Here is a 25,949-nt window from a genome sequence, read left to right as displayed (position 1 = left end):
GTTCAATGTTATACAGTTTGCTGATGTAACCCAGCGCCACATCCGCTTTGGTGGGTTTGCCTTGCTGAGCTTTGCTTCCCTTGGGCACCGCTTTGCCCGCTTCAATATATTTGCGCCGGGCATGGTCCCAGCTTGCGACAGGCTAAGCCTGAAAATGAAGGTGGAAAATAACTGAGCGAGTTATAACTGAAATCATTTATTGAAATCCGGAGGGTTAAACCCCCTCCCGGTAAAGGTTAACCACCAGCCGGAAGCGAGTCTTGCATGGAGCACAGCAATGTGTTTCGTGAAGCGTAGACAGCGGGTGCTAAAGCCGTGGAGTTAAGTCCCGAAATCATGTACATGCTGGCGACTTCATTGTGTTGGGAATGGGGGCAGCACCAACTCTGCCGTTAGGGTGAGGCAGGATGGGCCAGTCGGGATCTCAGTCCAGGGCAAAGGTACAGAGTGGATTTCTCAGGAACCTGTGAGATCCATCGCTGACCCGTGTGGCATTGCCATTGGCTATATGGCTGAAAATAGCCGGGCTGCCTGTGATTACCTCATCACGGGTAGAGCGAATAAGAGGTAACGCGCGGGTATCGGTAAGCGAATAAATAAGCGAACAGAGATTAAGCGATGGGAGTCTTAGTGTCTCATAGTACCGATGAGAGCGGAGAACTCGGCCGCAGAGGATCCGAACGAGGGAAGGAGACACCACAATGATTGACCTGTTGGAGGGAAACATGACGGATACACAGAGACCCGGGATCGTGTCAACGAAACAACAACAGATAGCCACACTGGCAAGAAATGCCCCTGAAAGGGTTTTCTCGTCGCTCCACCATTATTTGGACTATGACTGGCTTCATCGAGCTTGGGAACTGACGCGGAAAAATGCAGCGGCAGGTGTGGATGGGCAGACCGCAGAGAAATATGCAGAGCATCTGGAGCAAAATCTGCAATCGTTACTTTGCAGAATCAAATCGGGCGATTACAGGGCACCAGCCATCCGACGGGTATACATTCCCAAAAGTGATGGTCAGCGGCGTCCACTGGGACTGCCTACATTTGAGGATAAGATAGTTCAGCGTGCAGTGGTCATGATACTGGAACCGGTCTACGAACAAAGCTTTAACTCATGCTCGTTTGGGTTTCGACCGGGGCGTTCCGCCCACCATGCCCTGCAATATCTGCGAAACCACATAATGGATGAAGGAGGCCGCTGGATACTGGATATCGACATCAGAAAATATTTCGATACGATAAACTATCAGCATCTAAGGGAATTTCTTGACAGGCGAGTGACTGATGGCGTCATTCGAAAACTGATTGATAAATGGCTGAAAGCAGGCGTCATGGAAAATGACGTTCTGTCCTTTCCGGTTGCAGGAACTCCTCAGGGTGGTGTGATCTCCCTATCCTGACCGTGGACGAGGTAGAGAAAATACTGGCGCTACCCGATATCGAGACGGCGGCGGGCTTGCGCGACCGGGCGCTGCTGGAAGTGCTGTACGCCAGCGGGCTGAGGCGCTCAGAGCTGGCGGCCCTTGAAGTGTATGATATCCACCGCAGCCGGCGGACGCTGACGGTACGCTTGGGCAAAGGCAAAAAAGACCGGGTTATCCCGCTGGGCTGGCTGACGGCCTACCTGCACCGTGCGCGCGGTGAACTGCAACGAGGCTTCCCGACGCATGCGTTGTTCATGTCGCACAAGGGCGAGGGGCTGACGCCCAATGCCATCACCAACCTGACTAGCGCTTATGTCAAACGCTCAGGCATCGATAAGCCGGGCGCGTGCCATCTGTTCCGGCATGCGATGGCGACGCAAATGCTGGAAAACGGCGAGGACGTGCGCTGGATACAGGCGATGCTGGGTCACGCCAGCCCGGAAACAACACAAATTTACACGCAGGTGAGCATCGGGGCGTTGCAGGCGGTGCATGCGGCGACCCATCCGGCGGAACAGGCGAACGGCGAGAGGTTGGAGCATGACGACGATGTCGGGCTGCTGGCCGACCTCATGGCAGAAGAAAATGAAACACCTCATAAGAGGGGTTGACGTCGATGAAACCTTCAAAGATACTAACAGATAGTAATAGATATTATCCTGCATCGAGAGGTCACCATGACAACCAGTATCGCATTAAGTCCTCACTTCGAAGAGTTTATCCGTGCACAAATCGACAGTGGCCGTTATAACAATGTCAGCGAAGTCATCCGCGCCGGTCTACGCGCGCTGGAAGAGCGCGAACAGCAACAGAAGTTAGAGGCGCTGCGCGCAGCGGTGGAACTGGGTATGAACAGCGGTGAAGGAAAAACGGCGGAAGAGGTGTTCGGACGCTTATCACAAAAATATCGGCGCATGATGGAAAGTAATAAAACGGAATGAAACTAACGGTATCGCCGTTGGCGGAAGAAGATATCGAGGCGATAGGCGACTACATCGCGCAAGATAACCCAGGACGGGCGCTAAGTTTTACCGAAGAGCTTTATCAGCAATGTCGTCTGATAGCTGATAATCCCTGGATATACCGTGAACGCCCTGAACTAGGGTACAGCGTCAGGAGTTGTGCTTATGGGCGTTATGTCTTCGTGTATAGCACATCAGATAGTGCGGTCAGAATCGAACGCGTGGTGCATGGGTCACGTGATATCGACGGCCTGTTCTCTTGGCCGCCGGACGGTCAATAGCAGCCCACTCTCTGTCAGGCCGCTGGGGTGTGGTGATAGGCAAGAGGCGCGCCGTCCCGGGCCGCGCCTCTTGCCCTTGTCGGTCCCGGCTTGCCCTCTGCTCCTACCTTCCGTTATCCCTTAAGCCACGGGGGTGAAGCCGCCGTCCCTGGCGGCGCTAACACCGACGTCCATCCTCAGCCAAGGTCAACACCCACATCAACACCTTAAAGGGCTGTCGGCCTGACGGCCTCTGCTTAAAAGCTACATGCCCGCCCGGCTGCGTCTGTCCGTCACGGCCCGCAGTCGCTGCGCTCTTCGCTCGTTCCCGTTCCGGCCAGCTTACGCTACCCGCCCCGGTCCGGCGCGGTCATGCAAAACCCTCGTTCCCTTAGCCGTCCGTGCTTCAGAGCGCCGCGCAACGTCGCTTGCGGGCCTCGCCGGCCCACGCCCGGCAAACGGTGAGGCGGGCCGCAGGCAAGCTGCGCCCCGCCTCACCGCCGCGATGTAAAAACCACTTCGTATAAGAATCTGAGAGAAAAGCGTTGATACGCTGCACTGGCAACGGCGCGTAAACGGGCGGAAAAAGCGCGTCGGGGTCTTCGGTCCGGAAAGGTAAGAGACACTGGAGAAAACGTCGGTTAATATGCTGATAGCACAGGGAAAAGTGACGTTCGATGAGAGAGCTTACCTCGGGTTGCGTTGTTGTGGAGAATAACTTCCTGAGTGCTAAAGACGCCCGGCAGCTTGATAAAGAACTCGAAGAATGTAAAGAAAGCGGTGATGATCCCTCACCGGTTATCCAGAAGTATCTCGATATCAGTAATAAAAACAGCAAGGAATTAGCTGAAACCTGTGACGGTGGCGGGGTGGCTTGTGTCACCTGGGAAGAGCTAATACAAAGCGAAACCAATGTTGCAAATGATGCTCATTCTTCGCAATTTCGGTTGGATGAGAAATTAAAAGATCCTCAAGCGGCCGCATTGGTAAATTATCTCAATAATAACGATCTTAAATTCCTTAAAGACAATATAACCACTGGTGATAGGGTGTTATCTGTCGTCAGCGATCCTACGTCCTGGCCTGTCATTGTGATGGGCGCAAAATCCATTATTCAGGGTGCCGGAGAAAAAGAACAGTTAATTGCGGCGGGTGTATCAAGTACGGCTGTTTCAGCGATTCAGTATGGCACCACGGGAGAAGTAACACTGTCAGATGTCATCGGTGCCGGGGTTATTGGTATGATAACAGGCGGTAAAACTTATAACCCAACAGTATATTGGAATGCAGCAGGCGGTTACTACTCGGCTGAGATAAAAGGTGATGATCCCATGATGGGCGCATTACTGAGTAAGACCGGTGCATCGCTGGGGTATGCTGCTGGTAATATTATTAAAATACCGATGGACAAGATATTAAATCCTGTGTCTAAGCAGTATGAGTGGGTGCCAACAGGCGTATGGACGATAACAAAACCCGCTCCTATACATCCATTGCCATCTATTTCAGGTAACATAGGTGCATCAGCAGTATCAGAAATGGCACAAGACAAGCTGAAAGATATTGGAGGTAAAAATGATGATAAATAGTAAAAGATCATTAGTTTTTTGCATATATCTATGCATCACCATGCCATTGCTGATGTTTATTTTGACTATGTTTGGCCGATTACTAGGGGCATGGTTAACTTGGGATATAAATAATAAATTCCCAATTTCAATGATGGATACACTGCTCTGCTTCAAGATATCTCTGATTGGATATCCTATTGGGCTGATAATATGGTTCTTTTATTATAGAAATGTATGAAAATACAAGTAGTAGGTTTGTCGGCCTGACGGCCTCCGCTCAAGGGCTTAATGCCCGCCCGGCTTCGTCTGCCCGTCACGGCTCGCAGTCGCTGCGCGCCTAGCTCGTTCTCGTTCCGGCCAGCTTACGCCCCCCACCCCGGCCCGGCGCGGTCATGCAGGCTTGGTGCTCACTCAACCTTCCGTGTTACCGAGCGCCGCAGGGCGTCGCTTGCGGGCTTCGCCAGCCCGCGCCCGGCAGACGGTTCGCCGGGTCACAGGCCGCTCTCGCACATCCATGTGCTTCGCGGCACTAGCACATCCTGTGCGTCGCAAGCTGTGACCCAGCTCACCGCTTCGGTGTAAAAACCCCTTGCCTGTATACACACCGTAGAGAAACACGTTGATAATCTGTTAAGGCAAGACCACGCGACGAGGCGAAAAACGCGCGTCGGGGTCTTCGTCTTCCTGGGGGAGGAAGCAGTAGTAAAAACGGAAGGTAACCCACTGACTGAACAGGGAAAAGTGGCTAAATATGCAGGGATGCTCGTCAGAGTGCATTGTTGTGGAGAATAACTTCCTGGGCGGTGCGGCAGCGGGTTCCGGGCTGGGAATGTGGCTGGGTGAGATACCGGACGCAGGTACAGATGAAAAAGCCCAGCTTGCCGGGGATATCGCGGAAGGGAACGCCAAGGTATCGGCTCATCTGGCGGGGAGGGTCGGTTTAGCCATGTTACCCGGCGGGGCACACGGTAGCTGTCAACGAAGTTGGCACCCTTATTCATTTTTACGCGGTAGATTTTAGCCCGGTTTCCGGCTTATCTGGATTCAGCATTACTACCTCGACCCGTTGCCATTGACGGCACGACATTGACCACCGCTCTGGTCGAGCTTTTCTGGCCGATTCGTATAACGCTTTTCGCTTTGCCGGCAGGTTTACATCTTTTCCCTGGTGCCGTTGTGCCGGTGTGACATAACCGATGGCTCCATGCCGGTGTTTTTCGTTATACCCCCGGCTGAAGCCCTCGACCCAACGCCGGGCGTCATCCAGATCCTTGGCGCCTGAGGACGGCCACGACGGAATATATTTCAGCGTCCTGAACAGCGACTCCACATACGGATTATCGTTGCTGACTCGCGGTCGGCTATGTGAACCCATAATGCCCAGCTCTTCCAGTTTCGCTTTCAACGTCTGGGATTTCATCGATGCGCCATTGTCGGCGTGTAATACCAACGGATGCCGGTAACACTGTTCGCGTAATACGGTGCGGTACAGCAGCGTGGCGGCCTGCTCGCCGTTTTCCTCTTTATGGACCTCGTAACCGACAATTTTACGGCTAAACGGGCTGCTGACCGACTTGACGGCGCAAGAGGAGCAGAATGTCCAAGAGCCAGATGAGACCGGCGCATTAGCGGACAGCCACAAAAGCTGACAACAGTGGGGTCAATGTGTAAAATGACAACACAAATGACACCACAATAGGGGCCCCCAATGAGCACGATCCACTTCCGAATAGATGAAGAGACGAAGCGTCTGGCGACCCAGGCGGCGGAAAGACAGAAAGTGAGTCTAACAGAGCTGATGCGCCGGCGTGCGGAAGAACTTGCTGAAGATGAGCGGGAACATCAAAGCCATGCGCATGAATACTGGCTAGAGCGGCAAATAGAAGAAGCGTTCGAACGCGATGAATCTGGGCAAGGCGAATACGTGAGCCATGAAGAAATGCGTGTTCGAATGGACAAACTTAAACGACTCGCGATGCAAGGAAAACTGTGACAACAGTGGTGCAATGGGAAAAAGAAGCGTTGGCGGATAAAGAAGCTATCTATGTCTACCTCTGCCAAGAAGCGGGAGTTGAGGTTGCCGGTACGGTAGATGAAAAGCTTGATGCCATGGCGACATTATTAGAAGAAACTCCGCTAGCCGGGGTACAAGCAGGGAAGTTGCCCCGCCAGCGCAAACTTGTTGTACCACGCTTGCCGTTCATCATGGTGTACACCGTAAACGCCAATGCAGTGCGTATCATGCGTTTGCTGCATACAGCGCGAAATATAGTGAGCCGTTACCGCCGACATTAGCTTGCCCTCTTTAAGGTCGCGGGGTACGGTGACAGGCAAGAGGCGCGCCATCCCTGGCGCACCTCTTGCCCTCTGCTCCCCGCCCCATCGCCTCGGTATGAAAACTTATCGCTTCGTATAAGCGCCGGTGAGAAATACGTTGATACACTGTTGGGGCAAAAACGTCTGGCCGCGTGAAAATTGCGCGTTGAGGGCAATGGCAATGGCAATGGCAATGGTGAGGGTAGGGGGGACGTGTGTCATCAGGCTTTGGCGGGACACAGGCCAGCGGCCTGCACTCACTCAACGGAAATAAACCAATAAGTGAGTCAATATATTGATTTTAAATGATAATAATCGGTGATTTCGCTAAAATCGCCCCATGGATATCGACTCGCTGCTTGCCTCACAAAATCCCGACGACCTGCGCGCTCTGGCGTTGAAACTGCTGTCGGAAATCCAGGCCCGGGAAGCCGTTGTCTCATCATTGCGCGCCGACCTTGAACGACAGGCGCAGGAAAATCAGGCACAGACACGCTATATCCGGCAGTTGGAAGAGGCGCTGGAAAATGCCCGTCGCTGGCGCTTCGGCCACAAAAGCGATGCCTTTCACGGCGAGCAGCGCGAGCTGTTCGACGAGGATATTGATGCCGACGCCGCTGATATCACCCGGCAACTGGTGGCGCAACTGCCCGGCGCAGCTGCCCACAAGCCGGAACGGCCCAAACGTCGGCCACTGTCGCCACTGTTGCCTCGCCAGGATAGCCTTCTGGCCCCGGCCACGGATATCTGCCCGCGCTGCGGCCACGCCCTGCGTTTTATCCGTGATGAGGTCAGCGAACGGCTGGAGTATGCGCCCGACCGTTTTATCGTTCATCGCCATATCCGCCCGCAGCTCGGTTGTCCGCGCTGCGACATCGTGGTCAGCGCGCCGCTGCCGGCGCAATTGATAGAAACGGGCCAGCCCGGCCCGGGACTGTTGGCCCGGGTGGTATGCGCCAAAGCGCTTGACCATCTGCCGCTTTACCGCCAGCGGGATATCTATCAGCGCGGCGGCGCCGATATTTCTCGCAGCACGCTGGCCGGCTGGTTCGGTGCGGTGGGAGCGGCGCTCAGACCATTGGCCGAGGCGTTGCACCGCGACTTGCTGCGCCACTCGGTGCTACAAGCCGATGAAACCCCGCTCCTGCTTTTGGATGCCGTTCGCGGTAAAAGCCAGCGCGGTTATTTGTGGGCTTATGTCACTGTCCAGGACGCCGGGCGGGTCATCGTCCTGTATGATTGTCAGCCGGGATGCGGCGGTCATTATGCCCGTGAGGTGCTCAAAGGCTGGCATGGCACATTGGTGGTGGACGGTAATGCCGGCCGACGGGCGCTGTTCGACCTGAGCCGGGTGACCGAAGCCGGTTGTCTGGCGCATGTGCGGCGCAAGTTTTCCGAACCATTAACCGCCAACCCCAGCCCGGTGGTCAAACACGCCCTTAATATCCTCCGTGGATTGTACCAGCTTGAGCGCACAATCGAAGCCCGGCCGGCAGTGAAAAAACGCCGGTGGCGGCAGCGCTACGCCAAGCCGCAAATGGAGGCCTTCCATCAATGGCTGCTGTTGCAACAGTCGCAGGCCGTTCCGCACTCCAGGTTGAGCAAGGCGTTGGACTACACCCTCAACCGCTGGCCGGCCCTGGTGCGTTATCTGGAGGATGGACGGTTGCCCATTGATAACAACCACTGCGAAAACCTGATGCGGCCAGTGGCGGCAGGTAGAAAAAATAGGCTTTTCGCCGGTTCGTTGCGCGCTGGTCAGCGCCTGGCGGCTATCCTCAGCCTGCTGGAAACAGCCAGACTCAACGGCCATGACCCGTACCTCTGGCTGCGGGAAGTACTGGCCCGGCTACCGGACTGGCCCGGCAATCGGATCAGCGAACTGTTGCCCTACGCTGAGAACCGTTTTGATTAACCCGCCCGCCGAAGCGGTGTCTGGTGTTGTTTCCCCCCAACGGGTCAACCGTGCAACGAAGAAAAATGCCGTTATCCTATGCGACTTGCCGCGTTGCTTTGGTCTGCTTTTCCCTGATGTGCTCATCCGGTGTTTCCGCGGTATCCGCAAATGCGTTATGGCTATTAAAGCCCCCTCGATGGTAAGAGAGTACTTTTAAATGGCTGATATCTTTAGCAAGGGAGCCGAACGTGATGAACAGGAACAAGAGAGCTAAAGGGGATTTGTTACTCATCGCAATGTCCTCCGGGGGCTGATTGACTGCATCCTAGAGTAACGGTGGTAAAGCATTGTCAAAGCCGCTTAAACATTCGTCGTTAGCTGTAAATCATGAAGAAAAAGATGAACCGGGTGTCGCATATCAGCGTATCCCGGCGGGTCTCCTTGCCGCCGCGATGAAACTTGAATTATTTGAAGTCTATATCGCAGCGATTGCGTCACCGTCCCTCAGTCCAAAGCGTGTTATTGGCCAGCCTGAATAAAAACTCGTCCAAATGCCGTTTTCGACTATGCTTCAAAAAGGGAAACTTGGGGGTAATAATGGCTTCCAGCAGATTATCCTCCGTCAGGATATATTTTGTGCCATAAATTCGGCCGGTGCCCGGATCAATACGAAGGTAAACTTCTTTACCTTCAAATTTATCTCCAATTAGTTTTTCAATGGGAATTTGTTGTCTGGAGCCCGATAGGTATGCCAACTTATCAATGTTACCACTGGCAGCCTCATAACTGATACGAAAATGCGGCTCCATAATGTGGTAAAGCCTTTCCAATACCGGATGTCGGTATCTTGTCGCTTTGATCACCAAAAAAATATTTTTGGATAAAATACGTTTCAATGCGACCAGGCTTTCAATCCCGGGATCGAATAATTTAATCACTTCCACAGCATAGGCACTCAGTGCTTTTCTATTCAAGTTTTGCGCAATCGGGAGTAATGAATATTTGGGTAGTGTAATAAGGCTCTTTTCCATGGCATAATGCAGTGTTTCCCGCAATGCAAAGCTAGAGAATGCCTTTTGCATAATGATCCACGTGCGAAAATGCAGTAGCATTGATGCCTTGGCAGCGATATTAAGTCCCTTACCCACTAGGGGTAATAAGGCAACGATATCAGCCGAGCAGGTTACCACGGCTTGTTCCTCCTCTTTAAAGCGTATGTGATTCACGCAATCGCGCAAAGGGATCAAGGAGTATAGAAAATTTTTAACTTTCTGGAAAAAGGTGGAGTCGTAGCCATAATCCTGTATCTTGCGCAAAAAGACTTTCTGATGGACACGGGCCAACTTGCTGACGAAGTATTCCAGGCGCTGATCCGCCGCCTTCATTTTCCCGCGCAGGGTGGGCGAGAGAACCAACTGCAAATGTTTTTTGTCTATCTGCGAGATATCGCTTTCAATTAAGTTGCTATACCAGTCAATGTTTCTGTCCACCCGCACCAGCAAATCGATGAAATGGTCGCTGTGTATGGCATAACAACGCTCTTCGCCCTCCCGCGTTGCTGAATAAATCTTGATGCCTCTCGGAAGATGTAAATGATTATACTCCATCTGGGATAAATAGCCCCATGCGGTCACCGGCATCCTATCATGGCGGAAGCTGGCGTTCATCTCGACGATGGTCGCATCGGCGAGAAAGGCGACATCCGCTGATCCGAGTTCGTTCAACATTTCATGAACCAGCATTTTATGAACGACATAATAGGCATTGGCGATCAGCACGTTCTGGTGCTGGAATAGCTCATCAAGATGAGGCAATGCGCGGGATCGCTCCTTACCTGGTATGACATTATCCCAGCAAAAACTGCTGCCGGGGAATAATTTGTAATTGCTAATGAGAGAAGAGATGTCTTTACCTTCTTCGAACCGGCAAGTGGATGTCAGAATTTCTTGTGCCAACTGTGTCCGGGTCTTGTATGTTTTAACGATTTCATCGTAGCAGGATGGCGGGTTTTTCAGCATATTCCATTCATCACACGCAGAAAAAAACTCTTCCATGATGTCGGATTTCACCACGCCATCCTGCATGATATCGATCGATTGTAAATTGTTTTGTGTAAATGGGTGACGTTGAATATAAGCGAACAGCGCAGGAATATGGAAAAGCCGAATCAGCGAAGGGGCCAGCACGGTTGAGGATAGCATGGTCTCCAGCAGTATGCCGAGAGAAATGTATTCTTCAAGGTCGAGATGTCGCACGTTCAGATGTGAGATATTCATATAGCTGGCGCCAACGTGATAATAACCCCATTCTACCGTTCCCATTTTGATCTGCTGAGGCGCATCTTCAGGCCACAGTGTTAATGTCGGTAGCAGCGGATATACCATTTTCCCCAGAATATATTGCCGTGCGGCGGGAGTGATACTCTCTGGCTGCTCAGACGTCTCGGTAAAACTCATGATAGGGTCTATTGTGAGATGCAATAGTTTCTGGAATGCGTTTTGATGACAAAAATATTGCCCTGAAATCGCCGCTTCCCGGCAGCATTCCGAAAATAGCTTTGCCAGATAAAAGGGTAACCCTTGATGAAACAGTTTGGATGATATCCAGGCATGAAGGGTTTCGGTCGCATAGCCCTGATCGATAATCTCGCCATCCAGTCCGCCATACATGCCGGAACCCGCCAGCAGGCTTTTCGCCAGTGTGATAATCTCCCTGGGAAAACGCTCAATGACATCCAGAAGGATATTGATCAGCCCGACGTCGGACATTCTCATCCCGGCGGGCAGCCAACCTTTCTGCCACAGATAGCCAAGGATATGATTATCCGCCACGCCGGCGGGGAACAACCGGGGGGTAATACTTTCCTCGTTGGAAGTCGGCGTCTGTGCGATGCTCTCTCTTTTCCGCCTAAGCTTGCCTGATGGGTGTTGCCCGGTCCAAAGGGGGGGCGGATAGGATCCGTTAACGGACTTGAACAGCGAAGGCGGGGAGGTTTCCGTCGAAGTCCGGGGTTGCCGGAGCGACCGATTGTCGACCGGGTGGGTGGAAATCTCATGGGATTGTTTAGGCGGGCCGGCATGCATTATGGGCGACAGTGTAAAATAATAAATCCAGCGGGCCGTTTTGGACAGGTTTCTCCCCAATCGCGGCGGCGCGGCGAAATCATTTGGCCGGCCATTGCCGATATGTTTGATATCCCCCAGTAATCGATTAAATTCATGAATGTATCGCCGAGATTCCCCATTGTGGCGAAGACTGCCATATAAACTGTCAGAGATGTTGTTACGGCCCGACGCTTCGATCAACATACCCTCTCTCCTTGTTTGCCGTCATGCTGCAATATGAATGAGTTAGGGTATATGATGAAAAGATTGGCGAAAGAAGCCGACGGATGTCGAAACACTCTTTTCATCACCTGTCGGTGCGCTTGCCGGCCGGTCACGACGCCATTCGCGCGGTTGACGGCCTGTGTTTAAATCCATCGACAGTACTTTTTCGCCCAGCGAGGCCTCATGACGTCCGGACAGACCGATTTTCGGCGGGCGGATGCGGACGGCGCGGCGCGGCCGTAAATCCGGCGCGGTTTTCCTGTTTTAAGCCCTGGGGGAGTGGTCGGCAAACATGATATGCTGTTAACTGGTTGATATCCCGTTGTCCGCGCACGGCGCCGGCGAAGCGGGAAATCGTTTAACGAATCGACACTAATAAGGATGGCATCGCCGCCATGATCCGCGTTACGACCTTATCGAATCCCCGTCTGGCCCAGGCGTTTATCGATTATATGAAAACCCAGGGTGTGGCGATGGAAATGCATCCGCAAGGCCGGGCCGTGGAATTGTGGTTGGTGGATGACAACGTCTTGCCCCGGGTGGAAGAGGCGCTGGATGTCTTCTTGCGCGATCCGTTGCATCCGCGTTACCAGGCCGCCAGCTGGCATGCCGGTACGGCGGGGCGCGGTCAGTTCCGCTATCAGGCCGCATCCTGGCTGCCGGCGCTGCGCAGCCGGGCGGGGCCGTTGACGCTGGGTGTCACAATATGCTGTATCCTGGTGTTCGCGCTGATGAATATCTTCGGCGATGTGGCGGTAATGCGCTGGCTGGCTTTTCCGAGCGGTCCCGGACAGTATGGTCAGCTTTGGCGCTGGGTAAGCCATATTTTGCTGCATTTTTCCCTGTTGCATATCCTGTTTAATCTGGTGTGGTGGTGGTACCTGGGTTGCGCCATGGAAAAGCATCGCGGCTCATTTTCGCTGGCGGTGCTGACCATTGTGGCGGCGGTGGTCAGCGGATTGGTGCAGTTCCGTTTCAGCGGCGCGCTGTTCGGTGGTCTGTCCGGCGTGGTGTACGCTTTGATGGGGTATGTGTGGTGGTACGGCGAAAAGCATCCGGATGGGCCATTGCAAATGCCGCGCGGCGTGATCGTCTTTGCATTGCTGTGGCTTATTGCGGGTTATTTCGATATTTTAGGCATCGCTATCGCCAATGCCGCCCATGTCGCGGGGCTGGTCGTCGGGCTGTTATTGGCTTTCTGGGATACCCGCCGCGGCGCCGGGACTGCGCGTCGTCGGTAAGGTTCGGGCAGTAGGGGAATTCACGTGAAACAAACGCAGCGGCATGATGCCATTATTGAATTGGTTCGTCGGCAAGGTTATGTCAGTACGGAAGAGTTGGTCGAGCATTTTGCGGTCAGCCCGCAAACCATCCGGCGCGATCTGAACGATCTGGCCGAAAACAACAAAATACATCGCCACCATGGCGGAGCGGCTTTGCCGTCCAGTTCCGTCAACACCGCCTATCATGATCGAAAGGGCATGTGGTCGGCGGAAAAAGCCAGGATCGCCCGCCGTGTCGCCAGCCAGATCCCCGACGGCGCCACGTTGTTTATCGATATCGGCACCACACCGGAGGCGGTGGCTCACGCCCTGCTTAACCACAAGGGGCTGAGGGTAGTTACCAATAACCTGAATGTCGCCACTATCCTTACCGCCAAAGAAGATTTCCGCCTTATTCTGGCGGGGGGCGAAGTCCGCACCCGCGATGGCGGCATCATGGGGGAGGCCACGCTGGATTTCATCTCCCAGTTCCGTCTTGATTATGGCATTCTCGGTATCAGCGGTATTGACATGGACGGTTCGCTACTGGAGTTCGATTACCATGAAGTCCGGACCAAAAGGGCGATTATCGATAATTCCCGTTGTGTCATGCTGGTGACTGATCATTCCAAATTCGGCCGCAACGCCATGGTTAATCTTGGCAAAATGTCGCTGGTGGATTATCTGTTCACTGATCAGATGCCTCCGCCAAGCGTGATGAGCATTATTGAACAATCGGAAGTGAAGCTGGAGCTGTGCTAAGCCGGTAAATCGGAAAAATTTCCGTTACCGGCGCCCTTTTCGGGGGTGTTGACTATTCTTTGATCATTACGGAAAAAACGCTGTTTTCGTAAGCTTATTTGAGCACGGCGCCGTCGCCAAGGCATTGGCGCGTGTTTACAGGGGTTGTCCGTGATAACGACATGCCATCCGGGATGTCGGGCCGTATCCGGCGTTGATCAACTTAATACCCACAGGATAGAGACGCTCTTATGCCGAAAATCAGGTTCGATAAGGTTGCTTTTCAATCCGCCCTGGATCGCCAGTGGCGGCATTTGGGTTTGCAAAGCGCGCAGGAAATGACGTCGTTGCAGTGGTGGCATGCGGTTAGCGCGGCGGTGAATGAAATCATCCCTTGGCAGCCGGAAATGCGTCCGGACAAAAAAAACCATCGCCGCGTGAATTATCTTTCCATGGAGTTCCTCATCGGCCGGTTGACCGGCAACAATCTTATCAATCTGGGTTGGTATGACGAGGTAAAAAAAATCCTGGACCACTACCCGATCAATCTTAGCGATGTGCTGGAACAGGAAACGGATCCGGCGTTGGGTAACGGCGGGCTGGGCCGTCTGGCGGCCTGCTACATGGACTCGATGGCGACAGTGGGGCAATCGGCCATTGGTTACGGCCTGAATTACCAATACGGTTTGTTCCGCCAGCAATTTTCCGACGGTCGGCAAGTGGAAATGCCCGATGACTGGCATCGGCATGACTATCCCTGGTTCCGGCATAATCCTGCCCTGAATGTGCGGGTTGGGCTGGGGGGCAAGGTGAGTAAGGGCGATGGAGGCCGCATGCTGTGGCAACCGGCCTTTATCCTTGAGGGAGAAGCCTGGGATTTGCCGGTCGTGGGCTACGAAAACGGCATAACGCTGCCGTTGCGTCTCTGGCGGGCCGTGCATCCGCATCCTTTCGATCTGGCGCTGTTCAATGATGGCAAATTTCTCAAGGCGGAGCGGACGGGCATTGACGCCGCCAAATTAACCAAAGTCCTTTATCCCAATGATAACCATCTGGAAGGCAAACAACTGCGCTTGATGCAGCAGTATTTTCAGTGCGCCTGCGCGGTGGCGGATATCCTGCGCCGGCACCATCTGGCCGGCCGATCCATTGAAAGTTTGCCGGATCACGAGGTGATTCAACTCAATGACACCCATCCCACCATCGCCATTCCAGAAATGCTCAGGATCCTGATCGATGAGCACCAATTATCCTGGGAGGAGGCCTGGAGGATTACTTCGCGCACCTTCGCTTATACCAACCATACCTTGATGCCGGAGGCGTTGGAGCGCTGGGATGAAAAATTGATTCGCACCCTGCTGCCGCGTCATTTTTCGCTGATTGTGGAAATTGACCGTCGTTTCCGCAAACAGGTGGATAAGCATTGGCCGAACGATGAACAGGTCTGGGCGAAGCTGGCGGTGCATTATGACAAGCAGGTGCGCATGGCCAATTTGTGCGTGGTGTGCGGTTTTGCCGTTAACGGCGTGGCCGCCCTGCATTCCGATCTCGTGAAAACTGATCTGTTCCCGGAATACCATCAGCTCTGGCCGAAGAAGTTCCATAATGTGACCAACGGCATCACACCGCGCCGCTGGCTTAAACAATGCAATCCGGCGCTGGCGAAGCTTATCGACGATACCCTAGGTAAAGGCTGGGTGACCCGTCTGGAAAAACTCAAAGAACTGGAGCCTTACGCCGACGCGCCGGATTTTTGCGCGCAATATCGGCAAATCAAGCATGACAACAAACAGCGGCTGGCGGCCAAGATCAAGCAGTTGACCGATATCACCGTCAACCCCGACGCCCTGTTCGATGTGCAGATTAAGCGGTTGCACGAATATAAACGCCAACACCTGAATCTATTGCATATCCTGTCGCTATATCGCCGGCTCCGCGACGATCCCGATTTGGATATCGTGCCGCGGGTGGTGCTGTTCGCCGCCAAGGCCGCGCCCGGTTATGCGCTGGCGAAAAACATCATCTACGCCATCAACCAGGTTGCGGCGAAAATCAACCACGACCGCAAGATCAAAGACAAGCTGAAAGTGGTTTTTTTGCCGGACTACCGGGTCTCGCTGGCGGAATGGATTATTCCGGCCGCCGATGTATCCGAACAAATTTCCACCGCCGGCAAAGAAGCCTCCGGCACCGGCAACATGAAACTGGCCCTGAACGGGGCATTAACCATTGGCACCCTGGATGGCGCCAACGTGGAGATTGCCGAACAGGTCGGCAATGATCATATTTTTATCTTCGGCAATACCGTCGAGCAGGTAAAAGCCCTACAGGCCCAGGGCTACCAACCGGCGCAATGGCTTAAAAAAGACAAAATGCTCAAGGGGATTTTAACCGAACTGGCCAGCGGCGCCTACAGCTCAAAGGATCGGCATGCCTTCGATCCGTTGCTGCACAGTTTGCGGCAGGGCGGCGATCCTTATCTGGTGCTGGCGGATTTCGCCGCTTATTGCGAAGCGCAGCAACGGGTGGACGCGCGCTATCGCCAGCCGGAGGCATGGACGCGCAGCGCGGTGCTTAATACCGCGCGAGTGGGATTTTTCAGTGCCGATCGCTCAATTCGCGATTATCAGCAACACATATGGCAAGCCAAACGCTAAGGAGCGTCGATGGATCCCAAGCTTTTGGAGCAGACCGCCGAGCGGGCGGGGATCATGCCGGATTATGTCGATGCCTGGGGGCAGCAAAAGCTCATCGGCGACCGCACCAAACACCTCCTGCTTGGCGCCATGGCGGGATTAACCGATGATCCCGCCGTGACAACGCCCTTGCCGCCGGTTTGGGTGTTACATTCAGGGGCCACGGCGCGGCGAACCGTTGGCCTTAAGGCGCCTGGTGAATGGGTGCTGACCGAAGAATCAGGACGCCAGCATGAGGGAAAAATCGTCAATCGCGTGCTCACGTTGCCGGAAGGGCTGCCCACAGGCTATCACCGGCTGGCCCTGCGCTGTGGACTAAGCCATTGGCGCTGCCAGGTGATCGTCGCGCCTGCCCGCTGTTATGAACCCCAGGCTTTGCTGCGCGGCCGAAAATTGTGGGGGGCCACGGTTCAGCTCTATACCCTGCGTTCGGCGCGTAATTGGGGAATTGGCGATTTTGGCGATCTGGCGGCGATGATTGCGGGCGTGGCCCGACAGGGCGGGGCCTTTGTCGGGCTGAATCCCATTCACGCCTTGTACCCCGCGCTGCCTGGATGGGCCAGCCCTTACAGCCCTTCATCGCGACGTTGGCTGAATGTGATTTACATTGATGTCGCCACGCTGGAGGATTTCCAGCAGAGCGCCGAGGCACGCCAATGGTGGCGAAAACCAGCCACTCAGGCGACGCTTGCGGCGTTGCGCCAGAGCGAATGGGTGGACTATCCCGGCGTCATGGCGCTGAAAATGACCGGACTGGCTTTCGCCTTTGAGCAGTTTATGGCCCGCGCGCCGGACGATGCCCAATGGCGCGCCTTTGATGATTTCATCCGGGAAAACGGCTATAGCCTAGAGTTACAGGCGACCTTCGATGCGCTGCACCGCTATCTGGCCTTGACGGGGCAGGTCTCGGAGGGCTGGCAGCAGTGGCCGGAGGCGTATCGCCGGGCGGATGATAACGAAGTCAACGCGTTTCGCAAAACACATCGGCGGGATATTTTGTTTTTCAGCTGGTTGCAATGGCTGGCGGCGCGGCAGTTGGAGGGATGTTATCTGCTGTGCCGCAAACACAAAATGCCAATAGGTTTGTATCGCGATCTGGCCGTGGGGGTGAGTTTCTGGGGAATGGAAACCTGGAGCGATCGCACTCTTTATTGCCTGCAGGCCACTATTGGCGCCCCTCCCGATCAGTTGGGTCCGCAAGGACAAAACTGGCAATTGCCGCCTCAGGACCCGAATGTTTTGATCGACCGCGCCTATGAGCCTTTTATCGAGATGCTGCGCGCCAATATGCGCCACTGCGGCGCGTTGCGGATCGATCATGTGATGTCGCTGCTGCGACTGTGGTGGATTCCAAAGGATGAGCCGGCGGGAGAAGGCGCCTATGTCCGGTATCCGGTGGACGATCTGCTGGCGGTGCTGGCGTTGGAAAGTCAGCGTCATCAATGTATGGTCATTGGCGAGGATTTGGGCACGGTACCGCCGGAGATTATCGAAAAACTGCGGGCTGCCGGCATATATTCCTATAAGGTTCTGTTTTTCGAAAGAAAGGAGAATTCTTCATTTCGCGGCCCAGACGAGTATGTCCCTCAGGCCATGGCGACATTGACCACCCATGATCTGCCCACCCTGCGTGGTTTCTGGCAGTGCGAGGATCTGCGGTTGGGCGAACGTTTGTCGCTCTATCCTGACGAGACGGTATATCGACGATTGTTGTCCGATCGCCAGACGGCGCGCCAGGCATTGCTTGATGCGCTGCATGATTGGCGATGCGTGCCGGACAGGCTGAGCAAAAACGCCGAACGGGTGTCGATGACGCCTGTCCTGAATCGGGGCGTGCACCGCTTTGCGGCGCAAAGCCGTTCGGCGCTGTTGGGATTGCAGCCCGAGGATTGGCTGGACATGGCGTCGCCGGTCAATGTGCCGGGTACCACCGATCACTATCCCAACTGGCGGCGCAAACTTAATCGCGAGGTCGAGGAAATATTCAAGGATTTGCGGATAGTCCGGTTATTGCGGGAGGTCGGGCGGCTGCGCGATAAAGCCGCCGTCATCGCTCAATCCGAGGCGGCCGCCAGCGTGACACAGGATTAAAACGGTTGAGCCGGGCTGATGGCGACCAGCCCGGCCACGTCGCCGAGCGATTAGTAGTAGGAATGCTCGCCGCGCTGATGCTCGGTCAGATCGCGTACGCCTTTCAATTCGGGGAATTTTTCCATAAGTTCCTTTTCGATGCCCTCCTTGAGCGTGTAGTCCACCATTGAACAGCCGTTGCAACCGCCGCCGAACTGGAGAATGGCCAGGTTATCCTCGGTGATCTCCATCAAGCTGACCTGCCCGCCGTGGCTGGCTAATTGCGGGTTAATCTGCGATTGCAGTACATATTCGACCCGCTCGATTAACGGAGCGTCGTCGCTGACCTTGCGCATTTTAGCGTTCGGCGCCTTCAGGGTAAGCTGCGACCCCAGCTTATCGGTGACGAAATCAATTTCCGCATCTTGCAGGAAAGGCGCGCTGAGTTCGTCGACATAAGCGGTAAGCCTGTCGAATTTGAGCGCCGTATCCGTGGCCTCCACCGCATCGGGCGGGCAATAGGAAACGCCGCACTCCGCGTGAGGGGTGCCCGGATTGATCACGAATACGCGAATCTGGGTGCCGGGTTCCTGATTGGCCAGTAATTTAGCAAAATGTTCCTGGGCAGCATCGGTAATTCGAATCATAGCATTCACTCAATAGTTGACTACTCTAGTCAATTATAATACCTCCATTGCCCTCTCGACTACAAGGTACGGCATATACACCAAATGTGCACCGATTCCGCCCGTCGGGACAATAATAGCCGGCTCAATTCTTCCGCCGTGCTGCCGGTCGTCACCACATCATCCACCAGGGCCACGCGCTTGCCCGCCACATCCTGACAGCAGGCGAACGCGCCGCGCAGATTCCGCCGGCGGGCATGGGCATCCAGCGCTTGCTGCGGCGCGCGAGCGCGGCAGCGCAATAACGCGTCGGGCTGGTGCTCCACGCCGAGCCAGCGCGCGAGCGGGCCTGCCAGCAGCGCCGACTGATTATATCCCCTGCGCCAGTGCCGGTAGGCATGGGAAGGCACGTTAAGTATCAGGTCCGGCTTGCCAATATGGCGCGCACGGTATGCCTCCAGCCAGCGCAGCAACATCAATCGGGCCAGAACGCGGGCCAGCCCGGTGCCGTCGTGGTATTTTAGTTTTTTGATCAGCGTGCTTAACGGGGGTTGATAATCGGCAACGTACAGCAGCGATGCCCAGGGCGGCGGCCGCAGCAGGCAACGGCCGCATGGGCGGACGCCGCCGCCGGAGGGCAGCCCGCAGCGGGGACAGCAGGGCTCGCGCTGAAAAAGCGCCAAAAGGGCGCAGCGATGACAAATGCCATGGTGGCTGAACCACAGCGGCTGGCGGCAAAGCCAGCAGAGTGCGCCGATTGTCAACATACCCGGTTATCCTTAACCTATCGTTTTTTGCTATGAGAGACTATAACCGATGATGCCGCTTTATTGGCACACGACCGGCAACGGCGTCGCCGAACTTGTGCTGTTGCACGGTTGGGGCCTGAATTCCCAGGTATGGGCTTGCATTTTGCCGCGACTCGCGCCGCATTTCCGGCTGCATTTGGTGGATTTGCCGGGCTATGGATGCAGCCAGGGTTTCGGCGCGCAGCCGCTCGCGCGGATGGCGGCGGCGGTGGCGGAACAGGCGCCGGACAGGGCGCTTTGGCTGGGATGGTCGCTGGGCGGTCTGGTTGCCTCGCAAATTGCCTTAACCTGCCCGCAACGGGTTTCGGGTCTGATGACCGTGGCATCCTCGCCTTGTTTTACCGCCGGCGATGATTGGCCGGGTATCAAGCCAGAAGTCCTGACAGGGTTCGAATCTCAATTGCGACAGGATTTCCAGCGCACGGTAGAGCGATTTCTGGCCTTGCAAACCCTGGGCACCGCGACCGCCCGGGAAGATACCCGTCAATTGAAAGGCGCCGTGCTCGGCCAGCCGCTGCCGACGGTTGAGGTGTTGGCCGGCGGGCTGGATATCCTGCGTACCGCCGATTTACGTCAGGCCATGGCCGGGCTGGAGATGCCCTTTTTACGTTTGTACGGTTATCTGGACGGTCTGGTGCCGCGCAAGGTCGCCTCTTTGCTGGATACGCTTTGGCCGCGCAGTCGCAGCGCCATGATCGCCAAAGCCGCTCATGCGCCTTTCATTTCTCATCCTGAGGTGTTTTGCCGGCACATTATCGATTTCGCCGCGCCATTGTATGGGAAATAACTTGCTGCCGGGCCGTTAACGGACAATCATCCGGACTCCTCCATACTAAAAAAACATCGAACAGCGATGGTTTTTTAATCAAGAGGATTCCCCCATGAAGAGACTCTGCCTGACTACCGCGGCGTTAGCCGGTTTCATGTTCTGCTCATACGCGCTGGCCGCCGAGGAAATTACGCCGAAGGAAGCCAAGGATAACGGCTACACCAAGATCGGCACCGTGCACACCACCGCCAAAGCCTCATCGCCGATGGACGCCAAGGCTATTTTGTCCAAACGTGCGGACGAAAAGGGCGGCAAATACTATGTTATCATCGCCGGCCGTCAGCATGGCCGCTTTAGCGCCACCGCCGAAGTGTACAAATAAGCGGCCGGCCGGCGGACATACCGCCGGCCGGAAAGACGCCCCTTTGGCGGTATCTCATGTTCTTGGGCCCCGTCGGCATCTCCTGTTACCTGAAATCGCCCGCCGGCAGGGTTAACGGCGTCCTTCCGATTCCATTACTGTCAGGCTAACGATTGGTCGCCGAGGTTAATTGATGGCCGTCACCGCCGCGCCCTACACTCCCCCCATCGTTTGCAAAACCTCTCTGAAACGACATTCACGTACCGAGGAGATTAATCATGCCGCTCAATCAAGCGCCCGCCAAAGTCTGGGACTCGCGGCGTACGGAGAAAAAACGCCGCCTGGAGCGCATCGGCGCCATGGCCGACGGCAAAGTGCTGCGCGCCGAGAATATGACCGCCATTCTGGAGACGCTGATCGCGCCGGGTGATCGCGTGGTACTGGAAGGCAATAACCAGAAACAGGCCGATTTTCTTTCCCGAATGCTGACGACCGTCGATGCGGGAAAAGTCCACGATCTGCATTTGATCATGCCCAGCATCAGTCGTGCGGAACACCTGGATTTGTTTGAAAAGGGCATCGCCCGCAAGCTGGACTTCGCTTATTCCGGCCCGCAAAGTCTGCGCATCGCCCAACTACTGGAAGATGGGTTACTGGAAGTCGGCGCCATACACACCTATATTGAATTGTACGCCCGCCTGTTCGTGGATTTAATTCCCAATATCGCCTTGGTGGCCGGTTTCAAAGCCGATCGCCGGGGGAACCTGTATACCGGCGCCAGTACCGAGGATACCCCGGCGCTGGTTGAAGCCGCCGCATTCAAGGACGGTATCGTTATCGCCCAGGTCAACGAACTGGTGGACGACGATAGCGACCTGCCCAGGGTGGATATTCCCGGTTCCTGGGTGGATTTTGTGGTTGTCGCGGATAAACCGTTTTTTATCGAACCGCTGTTTACCCGAGATCCCCGTTTAATTAAACCGGTGCATGTGTTGATGGCCATGATGGCCATCAAAGGCATTTATGCCGAGCACCAGGTGCAATCCCTCAATCACGGCATCGGCTTCAATACCGCCGCCATCGAATTGCTCTTGCCGACCTATGGCGAGCGGCTCGGTCTGAAAGGCAAAATCTGCCGGCACTGGACCTTGAATCCCCATCCGACCTTGATTCCCGCCATTGAAAGCGGCTGGGTGGATAGCGTGCATTGCTTTGGCGGCGAACTGGGCATGGAAGAGTATATTCGCGCCCGGCCCGATGTGTTTTTCACCGGCGCCGACGGTTCAATGCGTTCCAATCGGGCTTTTTGCCAGTTAGCCGGCCAATATGCCGTGGACATGTTTATCGGCTCCACCTTGCAGATAGACGGCCTGGCCAACTCATCCACTGTGACCCGGGGACGGCTGTCCGGTTTCGGCGGCGCGCCCAATATGGGGCATGATCCCCACGGTCGCCGCCACGCCACGCCCGCCTGGCTGGATATGATCCAAGAGCCGGATCCGATACGGCGCGGGCAGAAGCTGGTGGTGCAGATGGTGGAAACCTATCAGGCCGGCGCCAAACCGTCGTTCATGGAAAAACTGGAAGCGGTGGATGTCGGCCGGGAAGCGGGTATGCCGCTGGCGCCAGTGATGATTTATGGCGATGACGTGACCCATGTATTGACGGAAGAGGGCATCGCCTATCTTTACCGGGCGCGCTCCATGGAAGAGCGGCGGGCGATGGTGGCCGCGGTGGCGGGTATCACTGATATCGGGTTGGGCGTCGACGCCACCCGGGTGGCCGATTTACGTCGCCGCGGGTTGGTGGCGTTCCCCGAGGATATGGGGATCCGGCGGACCGAAGCCAGCCGTTCGCTGCTGGCCGCCGGCAGTATTGGCGAACTGGTGGAATGGTCCGGCGGATTGTACCAGCCGCCGGCCAAATTCCGGAGCTGGTAATGGACACGCGGCCGGTAGCGGGTTTCAACGACACCGAGGCGCAAGCCCATCGGCTGGCCGGTCTGGCGGTCCGGGCATTAGGCCAGGAGGCGCGACTCAGTCCCAAACCCGGTTTGGTGGATAGCCGCGGCAGCGGGGCGCATCAAGATTTGACGCTGACGCTGATGTTGCGATCCGCCCGAAGCCTGCGACCCACCTTCCAGCGGTTAGCGCTGCATAGCTGGCTGAGGCCGGCGGACATGGCCTTGCGCCAGGAGGTCGGTCGCCTGGGCCGTCAGGGCGAGCAGGAGATGATGTCGGCTACCGGCGGCGTCAACACGCATCGCGGCGCCATCTGGGCATTGGGCCTACTGGTGAGCGGCAGCGCCATGCTGGGCGGCGTCGCCGCGGCGGAAGATATCGCCGCCGCCGCCGCGCGCCTGGCGGCGTTGCCGGATAATCGCCGTCCGAAAAATTTCAGCAAGGGGCGGTTGGCGGTTCAGCGTTATCAGGTACCGGGCGCCAGGGAAGAAGCCGTACAAGGCTTTCCCCACGTCATCGACCGCGCATTACCGCAATTGCGGCAAAGCCGCCGGCGGGGCGCGAGCGAAACCGACGCCCGGCTGGATGCCCTGATGGCCATAATGTGTACGTTAACGGACACCTGTGTGTTGCACAGGGGCGGGATGCCGGCCTTGAAGGCCATGCACCGCGGCGCCGCCGCCGTGCTGGCGGCCGGCGGCGTTTCTTGCCCCCCCGGACGTTTAGCGCTGGCTGAACTGGACGCGGCCATGCTGGCGGCCAACGCCTCGCCGGGCGGCGCGGCGGACTTGCTGGCCGCCGCCATTTTCCTTGATTGGGCTGGCGCCTGATCACTGACATGAATTGAGGATGCTATGGAACGAATCGAATTAGATTTTCCCGCCGGCAGCCCCTTGCCGGGCAAGGCGTTGGCCGGCGTGGTGGGTTCCGGCGATCTGGAAGCGCTGTATGAGCCCGCCGCCGACCGCGCGCTGCATGTGACGATATGCTCGTCTGTATCGGGCGGGCGGCAACGTTGGCAGCATCTGATCGACCGGGTGGGCGCCGCGCGGGATTTACCGGCCGGCCGGTTGGACATCAACGATTTCGGCGCGACGCCGGGCGTGGCCCGTCTGCGCATCGAACAGGTTTTCGAGGAGGCGGCCCATGTCTGAGAAAAGTTTTATCGAACTGAACGCCCGCGCACGGGCCCGAGCCATGTTGGATGAGGGCAGCTACCGGGAATTGCTGGGGCCGTTCGAACACATCATGTCGCCCTGGCTGGAACCGCAAGGCATCGTCCCGCAATCCGATGACGGCATGGTGGTGGCCAAGGGCACGTTGGGCGGTAAACCCACCGTCGTGGCGGCTATCGAAGGCGCGTTTCAGGGCGGCAGTATGGGCGAGGTCTCCGGCGCCAAGATGGCGGCGGCGTTGGAGATGGCGGCGGAAGATCATCGCCGCGGCATCCCCACGCAGGCGATCTTGATGCTGGAAACCGGCGGCGTGCGCCTGCAAGAGGCGAATCTCGGCCTGGCGGCCATCGCGGATATCCATGCCGCCATTGTCGATTTGCGTCGTTACACGCCGGTCATCGGCATCGTGGCGGGCACCGTGGGATGTTTCGGCGGCATGTCCATTGCCGCCGGCCTGTGCAGCCGATTGATTGTAACCCGGGAGGCGCGTTTGGGCCTGAATGGTCCGCAAGTCATTGAGCAAGAGGCGGGATTGGAGGAATACGACTCGCGGGACAGGCCGTTTATCTGGCGGATGACCGGCGGTGAAGTACGCTATGAGGCGGGTTTCGTCGATGCGCTGGTGGCGGACTCTCTGGACGAGGTGAAACACACCACGCTGAAGTTCCTGCAAGAAGGGGCGCCGGCCAAGCTTCGTACGGATGCTTATCAGGACTACCTGCATCGGCTCAATGCATTCGATACCCGCCAACAGGTGGATAAACCGCAGATTCTGGCTTTGTTCAACCGGGAGGAACGCATATGAACACACCCTATCTGAGCCGGGGAGATTATTGGTTCTCCCTGTTGACCAAAGACGCAACGCTGTGCCAGGGGCAATGTCCCTCGGTCAAGGTGGCCGATGGCCGGTTAGATGGCCGTCCGGCCCGCTATATCGCCGTAGTGCCCGATGCGGATAATCGTTATCCGCGCGCCGCGCGCGGGGAAGTGGGCTTACTGGAGGGCTGGACGCTGGACGAAGTGGTGAGCGAGGCGGTGGCCGAGGACCGTGATCGCGATGACAAGCGCGCCATCGTGGCCATTGTGGACGTGCCTAGCCAGGCGTATGGCCGGCGCGAGGAGGCCTTTGGCATTCACCAGTCACTGGCGGGGGCGGCGTCGGCTTATGCCGGCGCTCGTCTGGCCGGTCATCCGGTCATTGCCTTGATTGTGGGAAAAGCCATGTCCGGCGCGTTTCTCGCCCACGGTTACCAGGCCAATCAACTGATCGCGTTTAACGACCCGGCGGTCATGATTCATGCCATGGGCAAGGATTCCGCCGCCCGCATCACGCTGCGTTCGGTGGATGCGCTTGAACAGTTGGCGAAAACCATTCCGCCTATGGCCTATGACATCGAAAATTACGCCACGCTGGGCCTGCTGGCGCAATTATTGGATATCGCCAATCCCGATCGGGCTGGCGATGACGATATCGACCGGGTGACTCGCGCGCTGTCCCAGGCGCAAGAGCAATGCCGCCGGCAGGGGACGACCCTGGCCGGACGCCTGGGCGCCGCCAATCGGCAAAGTTCCCAGTTGGTGAGGGAACGTATGCGCCGGGAGTGGTAGCCCGACCCGGAACCGGCCGAGACACCTGCCTCTTTATGTCGACGGCCCGCCCGCCAACGTTTCACACGGCAATGGATTGGGCGGGCGTGGGCCGTTGACGTCGACG

Annotated in this window: 24 protein-coding genes; 19 read left to right on the top strand and 5 right to left on the bottom strand. The window is 56.3% G+C overall.

The window, feature by feature from the left end; translation table 11 throughout:
• Positions 1 to 701: 701 nt before the first annotated feature.
• From FCN80_RS16105 to FCN80_RS26860, 5 genes are all read left to right on the top strand, one after another.
• Positions 702 to 1,406, top strand: a complete 705-nt coding sequence (locus FCN80_RS16105; protein ID WP_230492714.1) for a reverse transcriptase domain-containing protein — start codon at positions 702 to 704, stop codon at positions 1,404 to 1,406.
• Between the two features lie 2 nt (positions 1,407 to 1,408).
• A complete protein-coding gene (locus FCN80_RS16100) occupies positions 1,409 to 2,041 on the top strand; it encodes a tyrosine-type recombinase/integrase (protein ID WP_230492713.1) in 633 nt (210 codons plus the stop codon).
• Positions 2,042 to 2,107: 66 nt separating this feature from the next.
• Complete coding sequence (locus tag FCN80_RS16095; RefSeq protein ID WP_136991190.1) at positions 2,108 to 2,371, top strand: type II toxin-antitoxin system ParD family antitoxin; 264 nt, start codon at positions 2,108 to 2,110, stop codon at positions 2,369 to 2,371.
• Positions 2,368 to 2,673: a type II toxin-antitoxin system RelE/ParE family toxin gene (locus FCN80_RS16090; RefSeq protein ID WP_136991189.1), complete on the top strand. Its 306-nt coding sequence runs from the start codon at positions 2,368 to 2,370 to the stop codon at positions 2,671 to 2,673. Before FCN80_RS16095 ends, FCN80_RS16090 begins: the two co-directional genes overlap by 4 nt.
• A 656-nt stretch (positions 2,674 to 3,329) precedes the next feature.
• On the top strand, positions 3,330 to 4,241 hold the full coding sequence (locus FCN80_RS26860) for a hypothetical protein (protein ID WP_230492712.1): 912 nt from the start codon (positions 3,330 to 3,332) through the stop codon (positions 4,239 to 4,241).
• 985 nt (positions 4,242 to 5,226) lie between these two features.
• Here the strand turns inward: FCN80_RS26860 and FCN80_RS16075 are convergent.
• A complete protein-coding gene (locus FCN80_RS16075; protein WP_136991188.1) occupies positions 5,227 to 5,865 on the bottom strand; it encodes an integrase core domain-containing protein in 639 nt (212 codons plus the stop codon).
• A 66-nt stretch (positions 5,866 to 5,931) separates the two neighbouring features.
• Here FCN80_RS16075 and FCN80_RS16070 point away from each other — a divergent pair, with 66 nt between their 5' ends.
• The 3 genes from FCN80_RS16070 to tnpC all read left to right on the top strand — a co-directional run bounded on the left by FCN80_RS16070 (position 5,932) and on the right by tnpC (position 8,454).
• The gene (locus FCN80_RS16070; protein ID WP_136991187.1) at positions 5,932 to 6,216 is read left to right on the top strand and encodes a damage-inducible protein J; all 285 of its coding nucleotides are present in this window, start codon (positions 5,932 to 5,934) and stop codon (positions 6,214 to 6,216) included.
• Positions 6,213 to 6,518 (top strand): type II toxin-antitoxin system RelE/ParE family toxin, encoded by a 306-nt coding sequence (locus FCN80_RS16065; RefSeq protein WP_136991186.1) that lies wholly within the window; start codon positions 6,213 to 6,215, stop codon positions 6,516 to 6,518. The genes FCN80_RS16070 and FCN80_RS16065 overlap by 4 nt, the downstream gene beginning before the upstream one ends.
• Positions 6,519 to 6,879: 361 nt before the next feature.
• Positions 6,880 to 8,454: an IS66 family transposase gene (tnpC, locus tag FCN80_RS16060; RefSeq protein WP_136991185.1), complete on the top strand. Its 1,575-nt coding sequence runs from the start codon at positions 6,880 to 6,882 to the stop codon at positions 8,452 to 8,454.
• Between the two features lie 76 nt (positions 8,455 to 8,530).
• On the opposite strand, the gene FCN80_RS16055 is transcribed toward tnpC, so the two are convergent.
• Together FCN80_RS16055 and FCN80_RS16050 are read right to left on the bottom strand one after the other, a co-directional pair.
• Entirely contained in the window at positions 8,531 to 8,728 is a 198-nt protein-coding gene (locus FCN80_RS16055) for a hypothetical protein (RefSeq protein ID WP_136991184.1), read from the bottom strand.
• Positions 8,729 to 8,930: 202 nt separating this feature from the next.
• Positions 8,931 to 11,744 carry a hypothetical protein gene (locus FCN80_RS16050; protein WP_136991183.1) on the bottom strand — a complete coding sequence of 938 codons (2,814 nt, stop codon included), beginning with the start codon at positions 11,742 to 11,744 and terminating at the stop codon, positions 8,931 to 8,933.
• A gap of 416 nt (positions 11,745 to 12,160) precedes the next feature.
• Between FCN80_RS16050 and glpG the strand changes: the two genes are divergently transcribed.
• The 4 genes from glpG to malQ all read left to right on the top strand — a co-directional run bounded on the left by glpG (position 12,161) and on the right by malQ (position 18,555).
• Positions 12,161 to 13,006 carry a rhomboid family intramembrane serine protease GlpG gene (gene glpG, locus FCN80_RS16045; protein ID WP_136991182.1) on the top strand — a complete coding sequence of 282 codons (846 nt, stop codon included), beginning with the start codon at positions 12,161 to 12,163 and terminating at the stop codon, positions 13,004 to 13,006.
• Between the two features lie 24 nt (positions 13,007 to 13,030).
• A complete protein-coding gene (locus tag FCN80_RS16040) occupies positions 13,031 to 13,789 on the top strand; it encodes a DeoR/GlpR family transcriptional regulator (RefSeq protein WP_136991181.1) in 759 nt (252 codons plus the stop codon).
• Positions 13,790 to 14,019: 230 nt separating this feature from the next.
• Positions 14,020 to 16,425: a maltodextrin phosphorylase gene (malP, locus tag FCN80_RS16035; RefSeq protein ID WP_136991180.1), complete on the top strand. Its 2,406-nt coding sequence runs from the start codon at positions 14,020 to 14,022 to the stop codon at positions 16,423 to 16,425.
• Between the two features lie 9 nt (positions 16,426 to 16,434).
• Positions 16,435 to 18,555 (top strand): 4-alpha-glucanotransferase, encoded by a 2,121-nt coding sequence (gene malQ / locus FCN80_RS16030; protein WP_136991179.1) that lies wholly within the window; start codon positions 16,435 to 16,437, stop codon positions 18,553 to 18,555.
• A 50-nt stretch (positions 18,556 to 18,605) separates the two neighbouring features.
• Here the strand turns inward: malQ and nfuA are convergent, their stop codons facing one another.
• Together nfuA and gntX are read right to left on the bottom strand one after the other, a co-directional pair.
• Positions 18,606 to 19,181 carry a Fe-S biogenesis protein NfuA gene (gene nfuA, locus FCN80_RS16025; RefSeq protein WP_136991178.1) on the bottom strand — a complete coding sequence of 192 codons (576 nt, stop codon included), beginning with the start codon at positions 19,179 to 19,181 and terminating at the stop codon, positions 18,606 to 18,608.
• A 59-nt stretch (positions 19,182 to 19,240) separates the two neighbouring features.
• Positions 19,241 to 19,927, bottom strand: a complete 687-nt coding sequence (gene gntX / locus FCN80_RS16020) for a DNA utilization protein GntX (RefSeq protein ID WP_136991177.1) — start codon at positions 19,925 to 19,927, stop codon at positions 19,241 to 19,243.
• 49 nt (positions 19,928 to 19,976) lie between these two features.
• Here gntX and bioH point away from each other — a divergent pair, with 49 nt between their 5' ends.
• The 7 genes from bioH to mdcE all read left to right on the top strand — a co-directional run bounded on the left by bioH (position 19,977) and on the right by mdcE (position 25,843).
• Positions 19,977 to 20,756 carry a pimeloyl-ACP methyl ester esterase BioH gene (gene bioH, locus FCN80_RS16015; protein ID WP_136991176.1) on the top strand — a complete coding sequence of 260 codons (780 nt, stop codon included), beginning with the start codon at positions 19,977 to 19,979 and terminating at the stop codon, positions 20,754 to 20,756.
• Positions 20,757 to 20,850: 94 nt separating this feature from the next.
• Positions 20,851 to 21,120: a YdgH/BhsA/McbA family protein gene (locus FCN80_RS16010; protein ID WP_136991175.1), complete on the top strand. Its 270-nt coding sequence runs from the start codon at positions 20,851 to 20,853 to the stop codon at positions 21,118 to 21,120.
• 257 nt (positions 21,121 to 21,377) lie between these two features.
• Positions 21,378 to 23,039 carry a malonate decarboxylase subunit alpha gene (gene mdcA / locus FCN80_RS16005; RefSeq protein WP_136991174.1) on the top strand — a complete coding sequence of 554 codons (1,662 nt, stop codon included), beginning with the start codon at positions 21,378 to 21,380 and terminating at the stop codon, positions 23,037 to 23,039.
• The gene (locus FCN80_RS16000) at positions 23,039 to 23,890 is read left to right on the top strand and encodes a triphosphoribosyl-dephospho-CoA synthase (protein ID WP_170975418.1); all 852 of its coding nucleotides are present in this window, start codon (positions 23,039 to 23,041) and stop codon (positions 23,888 to 23,890) included. Before mdcA ends, FCN80_RS16000 begins: the two co-directional genes overlap by 1 nt.
• Positions 23,891 to 23,914: 24 nt before the next feature.
• Positions 23,915 to 24,214 carry a malonate decarboxylase acyl carrier protein gene (gene mdcC, locus FCN80_RS15995; RefSeq protein ID WP_136991172.1) on the top strand — a complete coding sequence of 100 codons (300 nt, stop codon included), beginning with the start codon at positions 23,915 to 23,917 and terminating at the stop codon, positions 24,212 to 24,214.
• On the top strand, positions 24,207 to 25,040 hold the full coding sequence (locus tag FCN80_RS15990) for a biotin-independent malonate decarboxylase subunit beta (protein ID WP_136991171.1): 834 nt from the start codon (positions 24,207 to 24,209) through the stop codon (positions 25,038 to 25,040). Before mdcC ends, FCN80_RS15990 begins: the two co-directional genes overlap by 8 nt.
• Entirely contained in the window at positions 25,037 to 25,843 is an 807-nt protein-coding gene (gene mdcE, locus FCN80_RS15985; protein ID WP_136991170.1) for a biotin-independent malonate decarboxylase subunit gamma, read from the top strand. Before FCN80_RS15990 ends, mdcE begins: the two co-directional genes overlap by 4 nt.
• Positions 25,844 to 25,949: the final 106 nt, after the last annotated feature.

The sequence above is a fragment of the Martelella alba genome (assembly GCF_005217455.1).
Taxonomy (GTDB): domain Bacteria; phylum Pseudomonadota; class Gammaproteobacteria; order Enterobacterales; family Enterobacteriaceae; genus Acerihabitans.
Note: the sequence above shows the minus strand (reverse complement) of the source record. Positions and strands in the feature narration are given on the sequence as shown.

Excerpts from the sequence above, each read along its gene's own strand:
- gntX (WP_136991177.1), bottom strand. The coding sequence starts at position 19,927 with ATGTTGACAATCGGCGCACTCTGCTGGCTTTGCCGCCAGCCGCTGTGG.
- FCN80_RS15990 (WP_136991171.1), top strand. The coding sequence starts at position 24,207 with ATGTCTGAGAAAAGTTTTATCGAACTGAACGCCCGCGCACGGGCCCGA.
- FCN80_RS16105 (WP_230492714.1), top strand. The coding sequence starts at position 702 with ATGATTGACCTGTTGGAGGGAAACATGACGGATACACAGAGACCCGGG.
- FCN80_RS16000 (WP_170975418.1), top strand. The coding sequence starts at position 23,039 with ATGGACACGCGGCCGGTAGCGGGTTTCAACGACACCGAGGCGCAAGCC.
- FCN80_RS16090 (WP_136991189.1), top strand. The coding sequence starts at position 2,368 with ATGAAACTAACGGTATCGCCGTTGGCGGAAGAAGATATCGAGGCGATA.
- mdcA (WP_136991174.1), top strand. The coding sequence starts at position 21,378 with ATGCCGCTCAATCAAGCGCCCGCCAAAGTCTGGGACTCGCGGCGTACG.
- FCN80_RS16010 (WP_136991175.1), top strand. The coding sequence starts at position 20,851 with ATGAAGAGACTCTGCCTGACTACCGCGGCGTTAGCCGGTTTCATGTTC.
- malQ (WP_136991179.1), top strand. The coding sequence starts at position 16,435 with ATGGATCCCAAGCTTTTGGAGCAGACCGCCGAGCGGGCGGGGATCATG.
- bioH (WP_136991176.1), top strand. The coding sequence starts at position 19,977 with ATGATGCCGCTTTATTGGCACACGACCGGCAACGGCGTCGCCGAACTT.
- FCN80_RS16050 (WP_136991183.1), bottom strand. The coding sequence starts at position 11,744 with ATGTTGATCGAAGCGTCGGGCCGTAACAACATCTCTGACAGTTTATAT.
- mdcE (WP_136991170.1), top strand. The coding sequence starts at position 25,037 with ATGAACACACCCTATCTGAGCCGGGGAGATTATTGGTTCTCCCTGTTG.
- malP (WP_136991180.1), top strand. The coding sequence starts at position 14,020 with ATGCCGAAAATCAGGTTCGATAAGGTTGCTTTTCAATCCGCCCTGGAT.
- FCN80_RS16070 (WP_136991187.1), top strand. The coding sequence starts at position 5,932 with ATGAGCACGATCCACTTCCGAATAGATGAAGAGACGAAGCGTCTGGCG.
- nfuA (WP_136991178.1), bottom strand. The coding sequence starts at position 19,181 with ATGATTCGAATTACCGATGCTGCCCAGGAACATTTTGCTAAATTACTG.
- glpG (WP_136991182.1), top strand. The coding sequence starts at position 12,161 with ATGATCCGCGTTACGACCTTATCGAATCCCCGTCTGGCCCAGGCGTTT.
- mdcC (WP_136991172.1), top strand. The coding sequence starts at position 23,915 with ATGGAACGAATCGAATTAGATTTTCCCGCCGGCAGCCCCTTGCCGGGC.
- FCN80_RS26860 (WP_230492712.1), top strand. The coding sequence starts at position 3,330 with ATGAGAGAGCTTACCTCGGGTTGCGTTGTTGTGGAGAATAACTTCCTG.
- FCN80_RS16095 (WP_136991190.1), top strand. The coding sequence starts at position 2,108 with ATGACAACCAGTATCGCATTAAGTCCTCACTTCGAAGAGTTTATCCGT.
- tnpC (WP_136991185.1), top strand. The coding sequence starts at position 6,880 with ATGGATATCGACTCGCTGCTTGCCTCACAAAATCCCGACGACCTGCGC.
- FCN80_RS16055 (WP_136991184.1), bottom strand. The coding sequence starts at position 8,728 with ATGAGTAACAAATCCCCTTTAGCTCTCTTGTTCCTGTTCATCACGTTC.